Below are 19,113 nucleotides of genomic sequence, written 5' to 3'. Positions count from 1 at the left end.
TGGGTGTCCCTCGCCCCGAAGACGCACTTCGGGCAGACTGTGCGCCCCCGCATTTGCACCCTGATGCCCCCGTGTGTCGGTGGGGCATGCCACCATCGTGCGGGCGGTGACTGGTGATACGAGATCAAGAAGAGACCATGAGGCAGCAGGGCGTGCACCCCGAAGGCGCGGAGAGCACCTCCGCCGCTTCGTCGCGCCCGGAAGCCGCCGGAGCCGCCGACGAGAGCTCTGGCACGACGGACGGCGAGCCCGGCTCGAAGACCGATTCCCCCTCGAAGGCGGACCAGAAGCCCTCCCCTGAGGCGCACGGCACCGGGAATCGGCGGACGACGGGCGCCGACGACTGCGGTGACGAGGTCCACAACGACGAGGTCGAGGGCGACGAACCGCTGCTGCCCGCGCGCGTGCACCGTCCGTCGGACCTGATGCGGCTGCTGGTCGGCTTCCTCGCGATCGTCGTGCTGCTCGCCATCGCGGCGTTCGCGCACGGGACGACCTCTGGGCTCGAACAGGACATCAACAAGGGCACCGGCCAGGCACCCGATCTGCTGATCAAGATCGCGGGGCTCGCGTCGAGCATCGCGATCCTGCTGGTGCCGGTCGCCTTCGCGATCGAGCGCCTGATCAAGCGGGACGGGCTGCGCATCGCCGACGGCGTGCTCGCCGCGGTCCTCGCGCACGGAGTGACCCTCGCCACCGACCTGTGGGTCGCGAAGGCCGCTCCGGGCTCCATCCAGGAGGCCCTCACCCAGCCCTCGCCGGGTGACATCCACGCCCTCACCGACCCGGTGCACGGCTATCTGGCGCCGGTCATCGCGTACATGACGGCCGTCGGCATGTCCCGCAGACCCCGCTGGCGCGCGGTGCTGTGGGTGGTGCTGCTGCTGGACGCCTTCTCCATGCTGGTCACCGGCTACACGACACCGTTCTCGATCATCCTGACGGTACTGATCGGCTGGACCATCGCCTACGGGACGCTGTACGCGGTCGGGTCGCCGAACGTCCGGCCGACCGGCCGCACGCTGATGGCGGGGCTGCGGCACGTCGGTTTCCATCCCGTCAGCGCGGCCCGCGAGGAGACCCCGGACACGTCCGACAACGGCGACCGAGGCCGGCGTTACTTCGTCACCCTGGAGGACGGGCCGCCGCTGGACGTCACGGTGGTCGACCGGGAGCAGCAGGCGCAGGGCTTCTTCTACCGGGTCTGGCGCAATCTGACCCTGCGCGGGCTCGCCACCCGTCGCAGCCTCCAGTCGCTGCGGCAGGCCCTGGAGCAGGAGGCGCTCCTCGCGTACGCGGCCATCGCGGCCGGCGCCAACGCGCCGAAGCTGATCGCGACCTCCGAGCTCGGCCCGGACGCCGTGATGCTCGTCTACGAGCACACCGGCGGACGGACCCTGGACTCGCTGCCCGGGGAGCTCATCACCGACGGCCTGCTGCGTGACACCTGGCATCAGGTGCAAGCGCTGCAGTCACGGCGCATCGCGCATCGCAGGCTCGCGGGTGACGCGATTTTGGTGGATCGTTCCGGCACGGTGATCCTCACCGATCTGCGCGGCGGCGAGATCGCGGCCGGTGATCTGCTGCTGCGCATGGACATCGCCCAGCTGCTGACCACCCTGGGGCTGCGCGTCGGCGCCGAGCGCACGGTGGCGTCCGCGGTCGGTGTCCTGGGTCCGGACGCCGTCGCCGACTGTCTGCCCCTGCTGCAGCCCATCGCACTGTCCCGATCCACGCGCGCGACGCTGCGCAAACTGGCCCGGGAGCGTGCCCAGCGCGAGCGCGACGCGGTCCTGGAGGCCTCACGGCAGGACAAGCTCGCGCGCGCGGAGCAGGCCCAGCACGCCGAGACCGTGGCGGAGAAGCCCGGCAAGAAGGCCGTACGGGCGGAGCAGCGGGCCGAGAAACGAGCGCTGGACGAAGCGCTGGACGAGGCACGCGAGGAGGATCTGCTCACCCAGATCCGCCACCAAGTGCTGCGGATCAGACCGCAGGCGCCGGTCGAGCCGGCCCGCCTGGAGCGGATCAAGCCGCGCACGCTGATCAGTTTCATCGCCGGTGCCATCGGCGGGTACTTCCTGCTGACGCAGCTCACCCACATCGAGTTCGCGACCCTCTTCGAGAGCGCCGAGTGGGGCTGGGTCGCGGCGGCCGTGCTGTTCTCGGCGCTGAGCTACTTCGCGGCGGCGATGAGCCTGCTCGGCTTCGTGCCCGAACGGGTGCCGTTCCTGCGGACCGTGGCCGCGCAGGTCGCCGGCTCGTTCGTGAAGATCGTGGCGCCGGCGGCGGTCGGCGGTGTCGCGCTCAACACGCGCTTCCTGCAGCGTGCCGGGGTGCGGCCGGGGCTCGCGGTGGCGAGCGTCGGCGCGTCGCAGCTGTTCGGGCTGGGCTGTCACATCCTGATGCTGCTGTCCTTCGGCTATCTGACCGGCACGGAGAAGACTCCGTCCCTGTCGCCCTCCCGTACGGTCATCGCCGGCCTGCTGACGGTCGCGGTGCTGGTCCTCGTCGTGACGTCGGTGCCGTTCCTGCGGAAGTTCATCGTCACCCGCGTCAGGTCACTGTTCGCCGGGGTCGTGCCGCGGATGCTGGACGTGCTGCAGCGTCCGCAGAAGCTGATCACCGGTATCGGCGGGATGCTGTTGCTGACCGCCTGCTTCGTGATGTGCCTGGACGCGTCGATCCGTGCCTTCGGCCACGAGGAGACCACCACGCTCAGCCTCGCCAGCGTGGCCGTCGTCTTCCTCGCCGGCAACGCGCTCGGCTCCGCGGCGCCGACCCCCGGCGGTGTCGGCGCGGTCGAGGCGACGCTCACGGTCGGTCTGATCGCCGTCGGCCTCCCCAAGGAGGTCGCCGCTCCCGCGGTGCTGCTGTACCGGCTGCTGACGCTGTGGCTGCCGGTGCTGCCGGGGTGGCTGTTCTTCAACCACCTCACGCGCAAGGGCGCCCTGTAGGGAGCCGGCACGCCGCGCCGCGCCACGGCAGGATCGCGGGGCTCGCGTCGAGGATCGCGATCCTGCCGGTGACCGGTGCGGCGCGCCGCACCGCGGCCCGCGGACACGGCCCGCCGGGCCCTCACCCGCACGGCCCGCGTCCCGAGCGCGCCGCCCGGCGCGACCGCAGGATGGGAGACATGCCGAACCCGTCCCAGTCGCGCGCCGCTGCCCTCACCGTGACCGCCGTCCTGCTGTCCTGTGTGCTGGCGGGCTGTAGCGACGGACCGAAGGACGGGGACCTGACGGCCCAGAAGCTGAGCTGGAAGGACTGCCCGGCCCCCTCCGAGTCCGAGGGTGGCGGCAGCGCCCCCTCTCCGCTGCCGGGCGGTGCGCAGTGGCAGTGCGCCACCATGAAGGCTCCCCTCGACTGGTCCGCCCCCAAGGGCGACACGATCGACATCGCGCTGATCCGGGCGCGGGCGAGCGGCGACCCGGGCAGACGCATCGGCTCCCTCGTCTTCAACTTCGGCGGCCCCGGCGGCTCGGGCGTCACCACGCTGCCTGCCTTCGGCGGGGACTACGCGAAGCTGCGCACCCGTTACGACCTGGTGAGTTTCGATCCGCGTGGGGTCGGCCGCAGCGACGGGGTGAAGTGCGAGGACGACAGCCAGCTCGACGCGTACTTCCAGCAGGACGCCATCCCCGACGACGACGCCCAGCGGAAGTCGCTCGTGGACAACACCAAGTCGTTCAACGCGGCCTGCGAGAAGAACTCGGGCCGGACCATCCCGCACGTGCGCACCACCGACGCGGCCCGCGACATGGATCTCATGCGGCAGGTCCTCGGCGACGACAAGCTGCACTACTTCGGCATCTCCTACGGCACCGAACTCGGCGGTGTGTACGCCCACTTGTTCCCCAAGAACGTGGGTCGCGCCGTGTTCGACGGGGTGGTCGACCCGACACAGGACCCGGAGCAGGGCGCACTGGGCCAGGCCAGGGGTTTCCAGCTCGCGCTCGACAACTTCGCCGAGGACTGCACCTCGAAGGCGGATCCCTGTCCGATCGGCGACACTCCGCAGGACGTCAAGGACCGCATCGCCAAGTTCCTCACCGGCCTGGAGAGCAAGCCGATCCCCGGTGTCTTCCCGCGTGAGCTGACCCAGACCGCCGCGACCAACGGCATCGCGCAGGCCCTGTACTCCAAGGACTTCTGGGAGTACCTGACGGAGGGTCTCGACCAGGCGTACAGCGGTGACGGCAAGGAACTGATGGTGCTGTCGGACTCGATGAACGGGCGCAGCGAGGACGGCCAGTACAGCAATCTCACCGCGGCGAACGTGTCCATCAACTGCGCGGACGAGAAGCCGCGCTACACCGTCGCCGACGTCGAGGCGAGACTTCCGGAGTTCCGGGCCGCGTCGCCCCTGTTCGGCGACTATCTGGCCTGGGGCATGCTCAGTTGCACCGACTGGGCCGTCCCGGGGGCCGCCGACCACCCGGACGTCAGCGCGGCCGGCGCGGCGCCGATCCTCGTGGTCGGCAACACCGGTGACCCGGCCACGCCGTACGAGGGTGCGAAGAAGATGGTGGAGGCGTTGGGCAAGGGTGTCGGCGTCGAGCTGACCTACAAGGGCCAGGGGCACGGCGCGTACGACAGCGGGAACAAGTGCGTGCACAACGCGGTGGACGGCTATCTGCTGAACGGAACCGTGCCCCACGCCGGAACCGTCTGCACCTAGAAAAGTGCAGGTCAAACAGTTATCCACAGGTGCCCGAGGCTGCTCGCCGCGGACGCCTAGTATGGCGTGCAGGTGATCCGCGGCATCCGGCGGACCACGGGTGAGGGGGGAAGCTCATGACGCGTTTCGCACGGTGGACGGCCTTGGTGGCGGCCGCTTTGCTGGTGGCCGGCTGCGGCGGCTCGTCCGGGAACGGCAAGGACGAGGGGAAGAACAGCGACCCCCCGTCGACCACCACACCGTCGTCAGGCGCGGCTTCGGCACTGCCGGCCTCGCTCACCTCGCAGAAGCCCGACTGGGGCCGCTGCAAGGGCACTTCGGGCTCCGCCGCCCAGGGCGGCAGCTGGCAGTGCGCGACGCTCAAGGTGCCGCTCGACTACGCGAAGCCGGGCGGCGAGACGATCGGCCTCGCCCTGATCCGTTCGAAGGCGACCGGCGGCCAGGGCAAGCACCTCGGCTCACTCCTGTTCAACTTCGGTGGCCCCGGCGGTTCGGGCATCTCCACGATGCCCAACTACGAGAGCCTCGTCGGCCCGCTCCACGAGCGCTACGACCTGGTGAGCTGGGACCCGCGCGGTGTGGCCGCCAGCGAGGGTGTGCGCTGCCGCGGTGACAAGGCGATCCAGGCCGCCGAGTCGGTGGACGCCACCCCGGACGACGCCGCCGAGGAAAGCGCCTACTTCAAGGACGCCACGGACTTCGGCAAGGGCTGCGAGAAGGCCGCCGGAAAGCTGATGTCGCACGTCTCGACGACCGACACCGCCCGCGACATGGACCTGATGCGCCAGGTCCTCGGCGACAGCAGGATGCACTACTTCGGCATCTCCTACGGCACCGAACTCGGCGGTGTGTACGCCCACTTGTTCCCCAAGAACGTGGGGCGGCTGGTACTGGACGCCGTCGTCGACCCGAGCGCCGACACGGTGGGCCACGCCAAGAACCAGACCCTGGGGTTCCAGCGCGCCCTGGACGACTACCTCAAGTCCACCGGCCAGGAACCCGGGCAGGGCTCCCGGAAGATCGTGGACCTTCTGGACCGGATCGACGCGAAGCCGCTGCCGACCACCGGCGGGCGCGAGCTCACCCAGACCCTGGCCCTCACCGGCATCGTGCTGCCGCTGTACAGCAAGGCGGGCTGGCCGCGCCTGACCAGCGCGCTCAAGGCCGCCGAGGACGGCGACGGGACGGAACTGCTGCAACTGGCCGACGGGTACAACGACCGTGACTCCGCGGGGCACTACGGCACGACGACCCATTCGCAACGGCTCATATCGTGCTTGGACGACAAGCAGCGGCCGACTCCCGAGGAGACGAGGAAGCTGCTTCCCGAGTTCGAGAAGATCTCGCCCGTCTTCGGGGACTTCATGGGCTGGGACACGGCGGGCTGGTGCCACGACTGGCCGGTCGCCGGTCAGTACGACACCCCGGAGGTCAGCGCCCCGGGAGCCGCGCCCGTCCTGGTCGTGGGCAACACCGGGGACCCCGCGACGCCGTACGAGGGCGCCCGCAGGATGGCCGACGAACTGGGCGGGGGCGTCGGGGTGGAGCTCACCTGGAAGGGCGAGGGCCATGGCGCGTACGGGAGTGGCAGCGAGTGCGTCGACTCCACGGTGAACGGCTATCTGCTGAACGGGACGGTACCGAAGGACGGCAAGGTCTGTTCATGACGACGGCGGGGGTCCCCCACACCTGTCGTGTGCGAGACCCCCGCCGCCGGAAGTACGGGACGAGCCGGTGCACAGCGGACCGGCTCGCCCGTCGCTCAGTAGACCGGCTTGTCCGGCTCGATCTGGTTGACCCAGCCGATCACGCCGCCGCCGACGTGCACCGCGTCCGAGAAGCCCGCGGACTTCAGGACGGCGAGGACCTCGGCGCTGCGGACACCCGTCTTGCAGTGCAGGACGATCTTCTTGTCCTGCGGAAGGGTCTCCAGGGCGGTGCCCATGAGGAACTCGTTCTTCGGGATCAGCTTGGCGCCGGGGATCGAGACGATCTCGTACTCGTTGATCTCACGGACGTCGATGATCTCGATGTTCTCGCCGTCGTCGATCCACTCCTTGAGCTGCTTGGGAGTGATCGTGGAGCCGGCCGCCGCCTCCTGGGCCTCCTCGGACACGACGCCGCAGAAGGCTTCGTAGTCGATGAGCTCGGTGACGGTGGGGTTCTCACCGCAGACCGCGCAGTTCGGGTCCTTGCGGACCTTGACCTGGCGGTACTGCATCTCCAGGGCGTCGTAGATCATCAGGCGGCCGACCAGGGGCTCCCCGATGCCCGCGAGCAGCTTGATCGCCTCGTTGACCTGGATGGAGCCGATGGACGCGCACAGCACGCCCAGGACACCGCCCTCGGCGCAGGAGGGGACCATGCCGGGCGGCGGGGGCTCCGGGTAGAGGCAGCGGTAGCAGGGGCCGTGCTCGGACCAGAAGACGGACGCCTGGCCGTCGAAGCGGTAGATCGAGCCCCACACGTACGGCTTGTCGAGGAGCACGCACGCGTCGTTGACCAGGTAGCGGGTCGCGAAGTTGTCCGTGCCGTCGACGATCAGGTCGTACTGGCTGAAGATGTCCATCACGTTCTCGGCCTCGAGCCGCTCTTCGTGCAGGACGACCTTCACGTACGGGTTGATGCCCAGTACGGAGTCGCGCGCCGACTGGGCCTTGGAACGGCCGATGTCCGCCTGGCTGTGGATGATCTGGCGCTGCAGGTTCGACTCGTCGACCTCGTCGAACTCCACGATGCCGAGCGTGCCCACACCCGCTGCGGCCAGGTACATCAGCGCCGGGGACCCGAGGCCGCCGGCGCCGACACACAGCACCTTGGCGTTCTTCAGCCGCTTCTGCCCGTCCATGCCCACATCGGGGATGATCAGGTGGCGGGAGTACCTGCGGACCTCGTCTACGGTGAGCTCGGCAGCCGGCTCGACCAGGGGTGGCAGCGACACGGGGACTCCGTTGGTCGGTCAATCACTACAGTTGTTCTCCCCGTAACACTGCCACGCCCTTCTTCATTCCGAGACACCCGTTCCGATCCGCGAGACGATCTCGTCCCAGTAGCCGGGCATCGACTCCCAGGGATCGGCACGACCGCCCCGGTCCGTGCGGTCGGTGAAGTAGATGGTCGAGGCGCCCTGCCAGCGGGCGATGCGCAACGCCTCGTCCAGATGACCGCGCGGCACGCCGTGCACGAAGTGGCAGAACCGCTCGGGCGCGTAGTCGGCGGTCCACTCGGCGACCTGCGACCAGCGGTAGTCGCTCCAGGAGCCGGAGAACGTCACCAGCTGGTCGGCGTTCTCGGCATAGCCGGGGTAGGGGTGGGTGCCGTGGCCGAGCACGATGTGCGGGTCGTCGAGGAGCGCGCGGAGCCCGGTGACCGCCCGGCGGACCTCGGGAAGCGCGGCGCGCTCGGTGGGGCAGCGGTGCAGGAGGAAGCCGCCGACCCGGTACCAGTCGAGATACCGGTGCGCGTCGGAGATCACCTCGCCGACGGCGCGTGCGCCGTACGTGAGGTCCAGGTGCCCGAGCACGCGCACACCGGCGTGGCGGAGCCGGCCGACGGCCTCCAGGCAGTGCGGGTCGGGGCGGATGCCAGGGCCTTCGGCCACGTTCAGGACGACCCAGTGCAGGGGCGTGCCGGGGCGGGTGAGTGCGCCCCATTCCCCCGGCGCGACGAGGGGGTGCGCGTAGCCGGGGATGCCGAAGCCGGTCCTCAGGTTCGTGCTCGCGGTGCCCGCCGTGGCGCTGGTCAGATGCGGCATGCCGCCTCCATCCAGATGTCGGCGAGGGACTCCTCGAGGTTGATCCGGGGCCGCCAGCCGAGGCGGTCGCGCGCGGTGCGCACATCGGCCTGCTGCCAGCTGCCGCAGCCGTCCGGGTAGGGGTAGGCGACCGGGCCCGCCTGGTCGGGTTCGGGGCGGGGGTGCCCGATGGGTGCCCTCATGGGTCCGGGCGGGCCGTCGAGTTCGTGCAGTGTGCCGCCGTAGCCGGCCACGCGGGCGAGGACGGCGGCGGCGTCCCGCAGGCGGACGGCGCGGCCCGAGCCGATGTTGATGACGCCCTGTGCGGCGGAGAGGGAGGCGGCGTGGACGGCACGGGCGACGTCGCGGACGTCGATGAAGTCGCGCTGGACGCCGAGTCCGCCGAGTTTGAGTTCGCCGTCGCCGGACTGCATGGCGCGCCGCATGGCCTCGGCGAGACGGCCGAGCGGGGATCCGGCGGGCGTGCCGGGCCCGGCGGGCGAGAAGACGCGCAGGACGACGGCGTCGAGTCCGGAGCCGAGGACCAGTTCCGTGGCCGCGAGTTTGCTGACGCCGTACGGGCCGCCGGGCCGCGGAACGGCGTCCTCGGCGGTGGACGAGCCGGGCTGGCTGGGCCCGTACTCGGCACCGCAGCCGATCTGCACGAGCCGCGCCCCGCACCCGCTGCGCCGCAGGGCCTCGCAGACGGTGGCGACGGCGACGGTGTTGTGCCGGGTGAGTTCACGGGCGCCGCCGCGGGTGGCACCGGCGCAGTTGACGACGACCCCGGGGTGCACCGCGTCCAGGAAGCGGGTGAGTGCGCCGGGGCTGCCCGAGGCGAGGTCGAACCGTACGTCGGCGTCGTCGCCCCGGCCGAGCGCGGTGAGTTGCACGGCCGGGTCGGCGAGCAGCCTGTCGGCGACGAAACGGCCGAGGTATCCGTTGGCTCCGATCAGCAGGACCCTCATCGGGCGGCTCCCGGGGCGGATTCTCCGGTTCGGGAGGTGATCATCTGGCGTTCTCCTTCAGGGTGGTGCCATGGGTCGGAAGGGAGGCCCGCGGTGTCGGCCCCGCGGGAGAGGTGGGCCCGGCAAAGGGGCTGGGGCCCTCGGGCGGCGCTCGCGGCGGCTCGCGGGGGTGACGCGAGGGTGGAGGGACCGTGGGTCGGATCGGGGCGCGCGGGTCGTGACGCGGTGCGGGCGACGCGCGGCTCGTCCGGACCGGGCTCGGTGTCCACCGGGGTGCGCCGAGCGGCGACCGGGCCGAGCCTTGGGCGACGCCGTGTGCGCGGCCGGGGTCGGGGGCGGGGGCGGTGCTCATGGCGTCCCGTCGGGTGCCGCGTGGGCCGAGGCCCGGGTCAGGGTGCGGGTCGCGTGGATCAGGAGGACGAGGGCGCCCGCGCCGCACACCAGGGCCGGGACGGCGCCGGGTCCCCAGGCGTAGGCGACGGTCTCGACGGGCGTGTCCAGGAACGAACAGCCGGGCAGGCGGCCGGCGAAGACCGTGGCCGTCGCGGTCGCCTCGGCCGCGCCGGCGGCGCCGAGCACGACAGCGGGGGCGTGGGTGAAGCCGCGCGCCGTGAGCAGGCGTGCGAGGAGAAGCAGCGCGCCGAGGGCGCCCGCTCCGGCGTAGGCGGGGGGCTCGTCCAGGACCGCCCCGCACAGCGCGAGCAGGGCGCCGAGGGCACACAGGAAGAGGGCGAACACGCCCAGGAGCAGGGGCCTCACGGAGACCGCGAACTCCTTCAGGCCCCGGCTGGCGGCCAGTCCGCGGCGGGCACGCGCCATGAACAGGTGGGCGCACCAGGCGGCGGGGGCGCAGGACAGGGCGAGGGCGAGTACGGGCGCCGTGGCGGGCGGCCAGGGGTCGTCGGGTCCGCCGGAGAGGGCGGCGCTCAGCAGCCCGTCACCGAACAGGGCGTACGCGATCAGCCAACAGGTCCACGCACGGGTGCCGTTCGTCATGCGGTGGGCGGTGCCGAGGGGGCCGCGGCGCAGGGCGGCGCGCAGGCCGAGCGCCACGGCGAGGGTGCCGGTCGCGGCGACGGCGAGGTGGGCCTGCCCTTCGGTGAACCGCAGTCCGGTCACGGTGGCCGCGCAGAGGAGGCCCGGCAGCAGGGCGAGAACGGCCCAACCGGCGCGTGCGCCCGAGCGTTCGGTGGGGGCGGGCTGCGGGACCGGTTCCACCTCGCGCGTCCGGCGTGCGTACATCTCCTCGGCGAGGGAGAACACGTCACGGTGGCGGAAGCGGGTTGCGGTCCGGTCGGTCAGTCCGTGTGCCTCCAGGCCGGCCGCGATCTCCAGCGGGTCGACGGCGCGTTCGCAGAGCTCGCGGTGCCGGTGCATCAGGGCCTTCACCGGGTCCACGGTGTTGCGGCGGCCGGGGGGCCTGCGGGAGTGTCCGGGGAGGCCGCCCTCGGCGTTCGAGAAGCCGGGCACCGCGCTCGTACCCACGCCCGCTGCCTCTGTCCCTTCCCCTGTCTCAGCGCCGGATCCGGGGCTGAAAGGCGCGCCGCCGGGTGCGGGACCGGGTGCGCTCCCCGTCCGACTCCCCCCGTTCGGTACGGCCGTCCCCCCGTTCGGTACGGCCGTCCGCGCGCGCGGGTCCGCCTCCTCGTCTGCCACGGACTGCTCGTCCCCCAGAAGCCGCTCCACCGACTGCTCGTCCCCCAGAAGCCGCTCCACCGACTGCTCGTCCCAGGTCCCGGAACTCCCCGGTGCAGCGGGCCGGTCCATTGCGCCGAGTCGTCCTTCGGTTGGGCCCGGTTCGCTCATCACGCGCTCTCCCCCGCGGTCAGCGGAACCGTCGCGCGCACCGGGGCCCCCGCCGCCCAGCGCTGCCGCCCCGCGGCGATGGGGCGGGCCTCGGTCCAGCGGCCGGGCACGTGGGCCTCCGCGGGTACGCCGAAGGGCAGTGGTTCGCCCGCGGCGTCCACGACGACCCGCCGGATCGGGGAGTGCGAGACGATCTCGAGGTAAATGCCGTGAAATGCCTCGACGTTCTGCTCGACGGTGAACAGTTCGAGGGCACGCGCGCGTGCCGCCGCGCCGAGGCGTGCGCGCCGCGCGGGGTCGCGCAGCAGCGCCACGCACGCCTCGGCGAGCGCCCGCGGATTGCGTGGCGGCACCACCAGCCCCGTACCGCCGATGACCTCGACGACCGCGCCGACGTCGGTGGACACCGTGGCGCGGCCGCAGAACATGGCCTCGACGAGGCTGATCGGGAAGCCCTCGACGACGCTGGACAGGACGACCAGGGCACCGGACGCGTACGCCTCCGCGAGCCCCGGGGCCTCCGGACAACCGATCTCCTCGAAGGACACCGGGTTGTCGCCGACGGCGTGCGCGCCCTCGGCCTCGTCGGGGAAGAGGTGGGCGGCCAGCGCCTTGCAGTGAGCCAGATAGAGCGCGCCGTCGGACCCTTCGGCGGGCGCTCCGATGATCCGCAGCCGGGTCTTCGGCTCTTCCTTGCGGATCTCGGCGAAGGAGTGCAGCAGGGAGACGAGGTCCTTCGACGGTTCGACCCGTCCGACCCACACCAGCGTGTCCGGGTCCGCGCAGTCGGCTCCCCCGACGCTCTCCCCCACCTCCGCGAAGCGGGACGCCTCCATGCCGGGGTAGACCGTGCGCAGTTTGGCGCGGTCGGCGCCGCAGCGCTCCTGCCAGCGGCGGGCGTGGGTGTTGCCGGGCGTGATGAGCGCGGCCCGGCGGTAGACCTCGGTGGCCAGCCGGCCGTGGAAGGAGGCGAGCAACGCCCGTACGGCGGGCGCCTCCTCGGTGGCGGCGGAGGCCAGATAGTGCGCGCGCAACGGCACCCCGTACTCCGTGACGAGCAGCGGGACCGAGGCGAAGTGCCGGGCGAGCAGACCGGGCAGGGCCGCCGAGCCGCCGGCGGCCGCGTGGCAGAGGTCGACCGCGCCGAGCCCGTCGTCCGCGTACCAGTCCAGCGAGAGGGGGCGCAGCGACCGCTCGACGTGGGCGGCGACGGAGAGCAGGTCGGGCACGCGAGCGGTGCGCGCGGCGCGCAGTGCGCCCGGCGCGCGGCAGGCGCGTTCCCATGCGCGCACGGCGCCCTCGGAGCGCAGCGCGCCGGCCAGGCCGCCCTCGTCGCGGGCGAGTTCCGCGAGCCCGTACAACGCGTTGGCGAAACGGTCCGCCTCAAGGCCGAAGGAAACCCCCGAGCCGACGAGAACCCCCGAAGCACCCGCGACACCCGGTCCACCCGCGACACCCGGTCCACCCGCGACACCCGGTCCACCCGCGAGACCCGGTCGACCCGCCACACGCGGTCCACCCGCCACGCCCGGCCCGCTCCCGACGCCCGCTCCCCCCGCGACACCGAGGCCCCCGGTCGACCCCGCGTTGCCGGAAACCCCCGCCCCACCGGAAGCGCTTAAGCATCCCCAGGGCCGTCCAGGCTTCCCGGGCCCGCGCACACCGCCGCCGCCAGCTCCCCGAAGCACTCGGCGTACCGCCGTCGCACCCGGCGGCCGTGCACTCTGCGCCCGTACACCGCTCCGTCGTCCTCGGCCGTCCACAGCGGAGCCGTCCGTACCCGGTTGACCTGGGGCGGCAGTGGGACCCAGCCCTCGTCCTCCTGCTGTCGGCTGCGGCTGAGCGCGTAGATGTCGAACTCGTGCTGCCCGAGCCCGCGCACGAGCCGGTCGCACCAGAGCTTGGCGTCACCGCTCACATACGGATAGCCACCCTCCGTAAGCAGTCCGATGCGCACGAGTGCACCCCCGATCTCCCATATGGGGAGCCGCCGTTGACCCGGCGGCTCGCAGCGGGAAGAACGTATGCGGACATGGCGGTGGCGCGACGGACGGTTGTCCATCGCGCCACCAAAAGGGGTGAACGGGCGTAACTTTCCCGCGCAGGTCGCGTTCTGTCCCGCTAGGGAATCAAGTGGTGACGTCCCGTCATACCGTGGCCAGTTGTCTGCGGGCCCTGCGCCGCTCCGCCGCGACCTCGGGATCGAGTGCCGGTACGGCGGCCAGCAGCTGCTTCGTGTACGGGTCCTGCGGGGACTCGTACACGTCGTCGGCGAGGCCGTGTTCGACGATCCGGCCGCCTCGCATCACCGCGACCCGGTCGCTGACCTGGCGTACGACGGCCAGGTCGTGCGCCACGAAGACGAGCGCGAGACCGAGTTCGCGCTGCAGTTCGGCGAGCAGGGCGACCACCTGGGCCTGTGTCGTGACGTCGAGCGCGGAGACCGGTTCGTCGCAGACGATGACGCGCGGGTCGGCGGCGAGCGCCCGTGCGATGCCGACGCGTTGGCGCTGTCCGCCGCTGAACTCGTGCGGGTAGCGGTCGTAGTGCGCCGCTTCGAGCCCTACGCGCTCCAGAAGCTCCCGTACGCGCCCCCGGATGCGCGTCTCGTCCCGTTCGCCGCGGGCCCGGAGGGGATCGGCGATCGACTCGCCCACACTGCGGCGGGGGTTGAGGGAGGAGACGGGGTCCTGGAAGACCATCTGGACGGTGGGACGGACGCCGGACTGCGCCCGGCCCTCGTACCGCACCGACCCGGCGGTCGGCTCCAGCAGCCCGACCAGCATCCGCCCCAGCGTGGTCTTGCCGCTGCCGCTCTCGCCGACGACGCCGAGCGTCTCCCCGCGCCGGACCGTGAGCGACACCCCGTCCACGGCGGTGAACCGCCGCTTGCCACGGCCGAATTCGCGCCGCAGGTCCACCGCTTCGAGCACGACCTCGCCGTCCGCCCCGTCAGCGGACGCGCCACCGGACGAATCACCGACCGACGCGCCGGCGACCGACGCACGGTCATCCGGCACGCCACCATCCGACACGCCGCCGCCCGACACGCCACGGTCCGACGCACCAACGCCCGACGCACCAACGCCCGACGCACCGCCGTCGGACGCACCACGGCCGTCCGCCCCAGCCTCGCCCCCGCCCCCCCTCGACAGGAGCTTAAGCACGGCCACCCCGGCCCGAACGCGTGGCGCGTGCACACCCGGAACGCCCGCGTCCCGAACGCCCGCGCGCGGAACCTTTACGCGCGCAACCTCCACGCGCGGAACCGCACCCAACAACTCGCGTGTGTACGCCTCTCGCGGCGCCCCGAGGACCGCCGCGACCGGCCCGCGCTCGACCGCCCTCCCGTGCCGCATGACGAGCACGTCGTCGACGCTCTCGGCGGCCACGCCCACGTCGTGCGTGACCAGCAGCAGCCCCATCCCGGTCTCCTCCCGCAGGGTGTGCAGCAGGTCGAGGATCTGGGCCTGGACGGTCACGTCGAGGGCCGTGGTCGGTTCGTCGGCGATCAGCAGGTCGGGCGCGCAGGCCAGCGCCATCGCGATGAGGGCGCGCTGCCGCATGCCGCCGCTGAACTCGTGCGGGCGCGAGCGCGCGCGGCGGGCGGCGTCCGCGATGCCGACACGGTCGAGCACCTCGACGGCACGCGCGCGTGCGGCGCGCCGGGACGCCTTCACGTGGACCCGGTACACCTCGGCGATCTGGTCGCCGACCGCGTAGTACGGGTCGAGGGACGACAGCGGATCCTGGAAGACCATCGCGGCCTTCCCGCCCCGCAGCCGCCGCAGTTCGTCGTCGGAGGCGGCCTGTACGTCCACCCCGGCCACCCGCACCGCACCGCCGACGCGCGCTCCGGTGCCCCGGTGCAGCGCCAGCAGCGCGGACGCCACGGTGGACTTGCCGGAGCCGGACTCGCCGACCAGTCCGAGCGCGGCGCCCTTCTTGAGGGTGAAGGAGAGCCCGTCGACGGCGCGCAGGTCCCCGAACCCGACGACGAGGTCGCGGACGTCCACGAGCGTGTCGTCGCTGTCGTCCGGCCCGCCGTCCAGGGATTCGTCGGTTTTCACGAGACTCACGTCAGCACCACCCGTCGGTCGGCCACCGCGTACAGGACGTCCGCGACGGCGTTGGCCAGGACCACGAAGAAGCCGGTGACCAGGACCATCCCGACGACCACCGGCAGGTCGACGACCTGCACCGCGTGCACGAGTTCCCGTCCGAGTCCGGGCAGTCCGAACATCGTCTCGGTGAGCACGGCGCCGCCGATCGCCGAGCCGACGTCGTTGGCGTTCAGCGCGATGACCGGCGCGATCGCACCGCGCAGGGCGTGCCTGCCGATGATCGAGCGTTCCCCCACGCCGTAGGCGCGGAAGGTGCGGACATGGTCCTCGGCGAGGGTCTCCAGCATCGAGGCGCGGGTCAGCCGGGCGTACTTGGCGGCCTCGATCAGGGCGAACGCCAGCCAGGGGAGCAGCAGGTTCCACGCCCACTGCTCGGGGTCCTCGGTGAAGGGCACGTACTGCGGGAAGGGCAGCCACTGGAGCTGTCCGCAGACGACGATCATCAGCACCAGCCCGATGACGAAGACGGGTGTGGCGGTGCCGGCGAGCGTGACGCCGGTCAGCACGCGCTCGGTGATCCGGCCGCGGCGCCACGCGGAGAGCACGCCGGTGCCGACGCCGAGGATCAGCCACAGCACCATCGCGCCGAGCACGAGCGAGAGGGTGACGGGCAGCTTCGTCCAGATCAGGTGGGTGACCTGCTGGTCGCTCTGGTACGAGAGGCCGAGGCAGGGCGCGCCGCAGTGCTGCACGGAGGTGCCCGTCGAGTAGTCGTGCCCGACGACGATGCCCTGCAGGAAGTGCCAGTAGCGCAGGTACAGCGGATCGCCGAGCTTCAACTGCTCGGAGACCTGGTGCACCTGGGCGGGCGAGCAGCGCGGGCCGCAGGTGATCTGGGCGACGTCGCCGGGAGCGACGTAGAAGACGAGGTAGATGATCACGGAGATCGCGAGCAGGGTGACGACGGCGCCGGCCAGACGCCGTACGGCGAATCCGGTGAATCCGCCGGCCCCGGGCAGGTTGCTCATGCCCTGGCCTCCCGCTTGCGTCCCGTGCCGATGCGCAGCCGCGAGGCGGCGCGCGGGTCGAGGGCCGTGCGCACGCCGTCGCCGAGGACGGTCAGCGCGAGCACGGTGAGGAACAGCGAGCCCGCCGGCAGCAGCAGGTACTGCGGCGCCGCCTGGTACCAGACGTCGGCCGCGGTGAGCATCTGGCCCCACGAGGGGGTCGGCGGTTTCACGCCGACACCGAGGAAGCTGAGCGCCGCCTCGACGGTGATGTTCGTGGGGACGAGGAGGGCGGCGTACGTGATGACGGGCGCGGCCAGCGCGGGCAGGAGTTCGCGGCGGGCGACGCGCCAGGGGCCCCAGCCGCTGAGCCGGGCCGCCGCCACGTGGTCGAGCTCCTTGAGGGTCAGCGTGTGGGCGCGCACGATCTTCGCGGTCGAGCCCCAGGCCACCAGGCCGATGATGAGGGCGACCAGGACGGGGCGCGGGAAGTTGCTGGGCACGATCGCGAGCAGCGCGAGGGACATGATCATGAGGGGCATCGCGATGATGATGTCGGTGACGCGGCTCAGCAGTTGGTCGACCCATCGGTTGCCGAGGCCTGCCGCGACGCCGACGCCGACGCCGATGAGGACCTGCACGAGGGTGGCCGCGAACGCGACACCGAGGGAGACCCGGGCGCCGTAGACGAGGCGGGCGAAGAGATCGCGGCCCGTCTGCGGTTCGACGCCGAGCCAGTGGTCGCCGCTGACACCGCCGAGTGATCCGAGCGGTACGCCGCCGCGCGCGGAGTCGACGAGCGAGGGGTGGTAGGTGGTCGGGTCCTGGCCCTCCACCGCCGTGAGCAGCGGTGCGGCGAGTGCGACCAGGACGAGCAGCGCGACGACGGCCGCCGCGACGAGGGCGGCGCGCTGGGTGCGCAGCCGCCGCCAGAACTGACGGGCCCCGGAGGCCCCCGGGACGGATATGTCCGTCCCGGGGGCCTGGGAGGCGATGATTGCCTCGCTCATGGTGCTACTTCACCGCGACCTGGGAGATGTCCAGCACGCCGGTCCAGTCGCTGATCACGATGTTCTTGACGTCCTTGCCGTAGAGGCGCTTGTACACCGGGTGGAACAGCGGCACGGTCAGGGCCTGTTCGCCGATCTTCTTGTCGAGTGCGCCCCAGCGCTGCGCGGCCTCGTCGAGGTCGGTCAGCTTGTTGATCGCGTCGATCTCGGTGTTGACGGCCTTGTCGTCGAGGAAGCCGGTGTTGAAGTTGGCGCCGTCCTTGACGATCTGGCGGCCGTCGAAGATCGGGGCGAGGAAGGGGCCGCCGGAGGGCCAGTCGGCACCCCAGTGGGCGAGGAAGAAGCCGGGCTCGGTCTTGGCGCCGTGGATCTTGTCCTTGTAGTCGTTGGATTCAAGGCCCTGCAGCTTGACGGTGATCCCGGCCTTCTTCAGGGCGTCCTGGATGGCGGTGGCGATCTCCGGGCTGGTCTCGAAGTCCTTGTCGTTGGAGTGCGTGAGGGTGACGGTGAGGCCGTTCTGGTGGCCCGCCTCCTTCAGGAGCTCCTTGGCCTTGGCCGGGTTGCCGGACGCGCCCGCCGGGAAGTGGTCGTAGGGCGTGTAGCCGAAGGACTTCTGGTTCGGCAGGTAGGTGGTCGCCGCCTCGGCGAGGGAGGAGCCGCCGGCCGCGTTGATCACCGATGTGCGGTCGATGGCGTACGAGATCGCCTGCCGCACCTTCGGGTCGTCGAACGGCTTCACCTTCGGGTTGAAGGCGATGTAGTTGGTGTAGCCGAAGTGCCCGGTGCCGACGCGCGAGGCGAGTTCCTTGTCACCGGTGACCTTGGCGAGCTCGGCGGGGCCGAGGTTGGTGTCGGTGGTGACGGCGGCGGCGTCCGCGCCCTGGGACGAGGACAGTCGCTGGTTGATCACGGACGAGTCCAGGCCGGACCGTACGTCGATCTTGTCGGGGTAGGCCTTGCGCTCGGCGTCGGTCGACGCGGACCAGTGCGTGTTGCGCGCCAGGATCAGCCGCTCGCCGTCGTTCTCGTTCTTGACGACCTTGTACGGGCCCGAGGAGATCGGGTGCTCCTCGTACTTGGTGCCGTTGTCCTTGGCCTTCGGGACGGGCGTGAACTGCGTCTGGGTGGCGAGGTAGGGGAACTCGCCCTCGGGCTTGTCGAGGTGGAAGACGATGGTGAGGTCGTCCGGGGTCTCGATCGACTCGAGGCCCTTCTTGTCCTTGTAGGGGCCCTGGTAGTCGGCGCCGCCGATCAGCCAGTCCCTCAGGTAGGGGGCGCCGCCGGAGAGTTCGGCCGCGAAGGAACGCTCGATGCCGTACTTGATGTCGGCGGAGGTGATCGGCGTGCCGTCCTCGTACTTGAGGCCCTTCTTCAGGGTGTACGTCCACACGGTCGCGTCCTTGCTCGGGCGGCCGGTGTCGGTGGCGAGGTCGGGGACGACCTTGGCGCCGGCGGCCCCGTTCTCGCGGTTGCGTGTGGTGAGCGTACGGAAGACGAGGGAGGGGACGTTGCCGCCGCCGGAGGTGTACAGGCGCGCCGGGTCGAAGTCCTCCTGCGGGTTGGCGTTGAGGACGGTGAGCGTGCCCCCCTTCCGCGGCTTGGAGTCGCCACCGGCGCCCTTGGCATCGTTGTCCTTGGGCCCGCAGGCGGCGGCGCCCGCTGCCACGACCAGGGCAAGCGAAACGGTGGCCACACGGGCTCTGTTCACGGACGGTTGACGCATCGGAAGACGACCTCTCGGATGGTGAGACAAGTTGACGAGGAGTGAGACGAAAGTGAACAAACGTCTGCCCCGGCGTCAGGTCGCCGAAAGGTCACGGACCATTGCGGTCACGGTGGGAACGGAA

11 protein-coding genes and 1 pseudogene are annotated in these 19,113 nt (G+C 71.6%); 3 read left to right on the top strand and 9 right to left on the bottom strand.

Translation table 11 applies throughout. The features are described 5' to 3' along the window. The first annotated feature begins 137 nt into the window (after positions 1-137). From HEP85_RS26155 to HEP85_RS26145, 3 genes are all read left to right on the top strand, one after another. Positions 138-2,954 (top strand): lysylphosphatidylglycerol synthase domain-containing protein, encoded by a 2,817-nt coding sequence (locus HEP85_RS26155; protein ID WP_168530116.1) that lies wholly within the window; start codon positions 138-140, stop codon positions 2,952-2,954. 179 nt (positions 2,955-3,133) lie between these two features. Further along, positions 3,134-4,678, top strand: a complete 1,545-nt coding sequence (locus HEP85_RS26150; protein WP_168530115.1) for an alpha/beta hydrolase — start codon at positions 3,134-3,136, stop codon at positions 4,676-4,678. A 116-nt stretch (positions 4,679-4,794) separates the two neighbouring features. After that, entirely contained in the window at positions 4,795-6,345 is a 1,551-nt protein-coding gene (locus tag HEP85_RS26145) for an alpha/beta hydrolase (RefSeq protein ID WP_168530114.1), read from the top strand. A gap of 95 nt (positions 6,346-6,440) precedes the next feature. Here the strand turns inward: HEP85_RS26145 and moeZ are convergent, their stop codons facing one another. The 9 genes and pseudogenes from moeZ to HEP85_RS26100 form a co-directional block, all read right to left on the bottom strand. Further along, positions 6,441-7,619: an adenylyltransferase/sulfurtransferase MoeZ gene (gene moeZ / locus HEP85_RS26140; protein WP_168530113.1), complete on the bottom strand. Its 1,179-nt coding sequence runs from the start codon at positions 7,617-7,619 to the stop codon at positions 6,441-6,443. A gap of 63 nt (positions 7,620-7,682) precedes the next feature. After that, positions 7,683-8,432, bottom strand: coding sequence for a spherulation-specific family 4 protein (locus tag HEP85_RS26135; RefSeq protein WP_168530112.1), 750 nt, complete (start codon positions 8,430-8,432; stop codon positions 7,683-7,685). Then, positions 8,420-9,379 (bottom strand): NAD(P)-dependent oxidoreductase, encoded by a 960-nt coding sequence (locus HEP85_RS26130; protein ID WP_168530111.1) that lies wholly within the window; start codon positions 9,377-9,379, stop codon positions 8,420-8,422. Before HEP85_RS26130 ends, HEP85_RS26135 begins: the two co-directional genes overlap by 13 nt. 348 nt (positions 9,380-9,727) lie before the next feature. Further along, the gene (locus HEP85_RS26125; RefSeq protein ID WP_369657843.1) at positions 9,728-10,864 is read right to left on the bottom strand and encodes a hypothetical protein; all 1,137 of its coding nucleotides are present in this window, start codon (positions 10,862-10,864) and stop codon (positions 9,728-9,730) included. A gap of 323 nt (positions 10,865-11,187) precedes the next feature. After that, positions 11,188-13,083, bottom strand: a pseudogene (locus HEP85_RS26120) (DUF3492 domain-containing protein); the annotation flags it as partial. Positions 13,084-13,332: 249 nt separating this feature from the next. Beyond that, entirely contained in the window at positions 13,333-15,264 is a 1,932-nt protein-coding gene (locus HEP85_RS26115; protein ID WP_211118068.1) for an ABC transporter ATP-binding protein, read from the bottom strand. After that, on the bottom strand, positions 15,261-16,277 hold the full coding sequence (locus HEP85_RS26110) for an ABC transporter permease (protein ID WP_168530109.1): 1,017 nt from the start codon (positions 16,275-16,277) through the stop codon (positions 15,261-15,263). The genes HEP85_RS26115 and HEP85_RS26110 overlap by 4 nt, the downstream gene beginning before the upstream one ends. After that, the gene (locus HEP85_RS26105) at positions 16,274-17,266 is read right to left on the bottom strand and encodes an ABC transporter permease (protein ID WP_168530108.1); all 993 of its coding nucleotides are present in this window, start codon (positions 17,264-17,266) and stop codon (positions 16,274-16,276) included. The genes HEP85_RS26110 and HEP85_RS26105 overlap by 4 nt, the downstream gene beginning before the upstream one ends. A 4-nt stretch (positions 17,267-17,270) precedes the next feature. After that, complete coding sequence (locus HEP85_RS26100; RefSeq protein ID WP_168530107.1) at positions 17,271-18,989, bottom strand: ABC transporter substrate-binding protein; 1,719 nt, start codon at positions 18,987-18,989, stop codon at positions 17,271-17,273. Positions 18,990-19,113: the final 124 nt, after the last annotated feature.

It is taken from the genome of Streptomyces sp. RPA4-2 (genome assembly GCF_012273515.2).
Classification (GTDB): domain Bacteria; phylum Actinomycetota; class Actinomycetes; order Streptomycetales; family Streptomycetaceae; genus Streptomyces; species Streptomyces kaempferi.
Note: the sequence above shows the minus strand (reverse complement) of the source record. Positions and strands in the feature narration are given on the sequence as shown.

Excerpts from the sequence above, each read along its gene's own strand:
- HEP85_RS26150 (WP_168530115.1), top strand. The coding sequence starts at position 3,134 with ATGCCGAACCCGTCCCAGTCGCGCGCCGCTGCCCTCACCGTGACCGCC.
- HEP85_RS26130 (WP_168530111.1), bottom strand. The coding sequence starts at position 9,379 with ATGAGGGTCCTGCTGATCGGAGCCAACGGATACCTCGGCCGTTTCGTC.
- HEP85_RS26145 (WP_168530114.1), top strand. The coding sequence starts at position 4,795 with ATGACGCGTTTCGCACGGTGGACGGCCTTGGTGGCGGCCGCTTTGCTG.
- HEP85_RS26155 (WP_168530116.1), top strand. The coding sequence starts at position 138 with ATGAGGCAGCAGGGCGTGCACCCCGAAGGCGCGGAGAGCACCTCCGCC.
- HEP85_RS26105 (WP_168530108.1), bottom strand. The coding sequence starts at position 17,266 with ATGAGCGAGGCAATCATCGCCTCCCAGGCCCCCGGGACGGACATATCC.
- HEP85_RS26135 (WP_168530112.1), bottom strand. The coding sequence starts at position 8,432 with ATGCCGCATCTGACCAGCGCCACGGCGGGCACCGCGAGCACGAACCTG.
- HEP85_RS26100 (WP_168530107.1), bottom strand. The coding sequence starts at position 18,989 with ATGCGTCAACCGTCCGTGAACAGAGCCCGTGTGGCCACCGTTTCGCTT.
- HEP85_RS26110 (WP_168530109.1), bottom strand. The coding sequence starts at position 16,277 with ATGAGCAACCTGCCCGGGGCCGGCGGATTCACCGGATTCGCCGTACGG.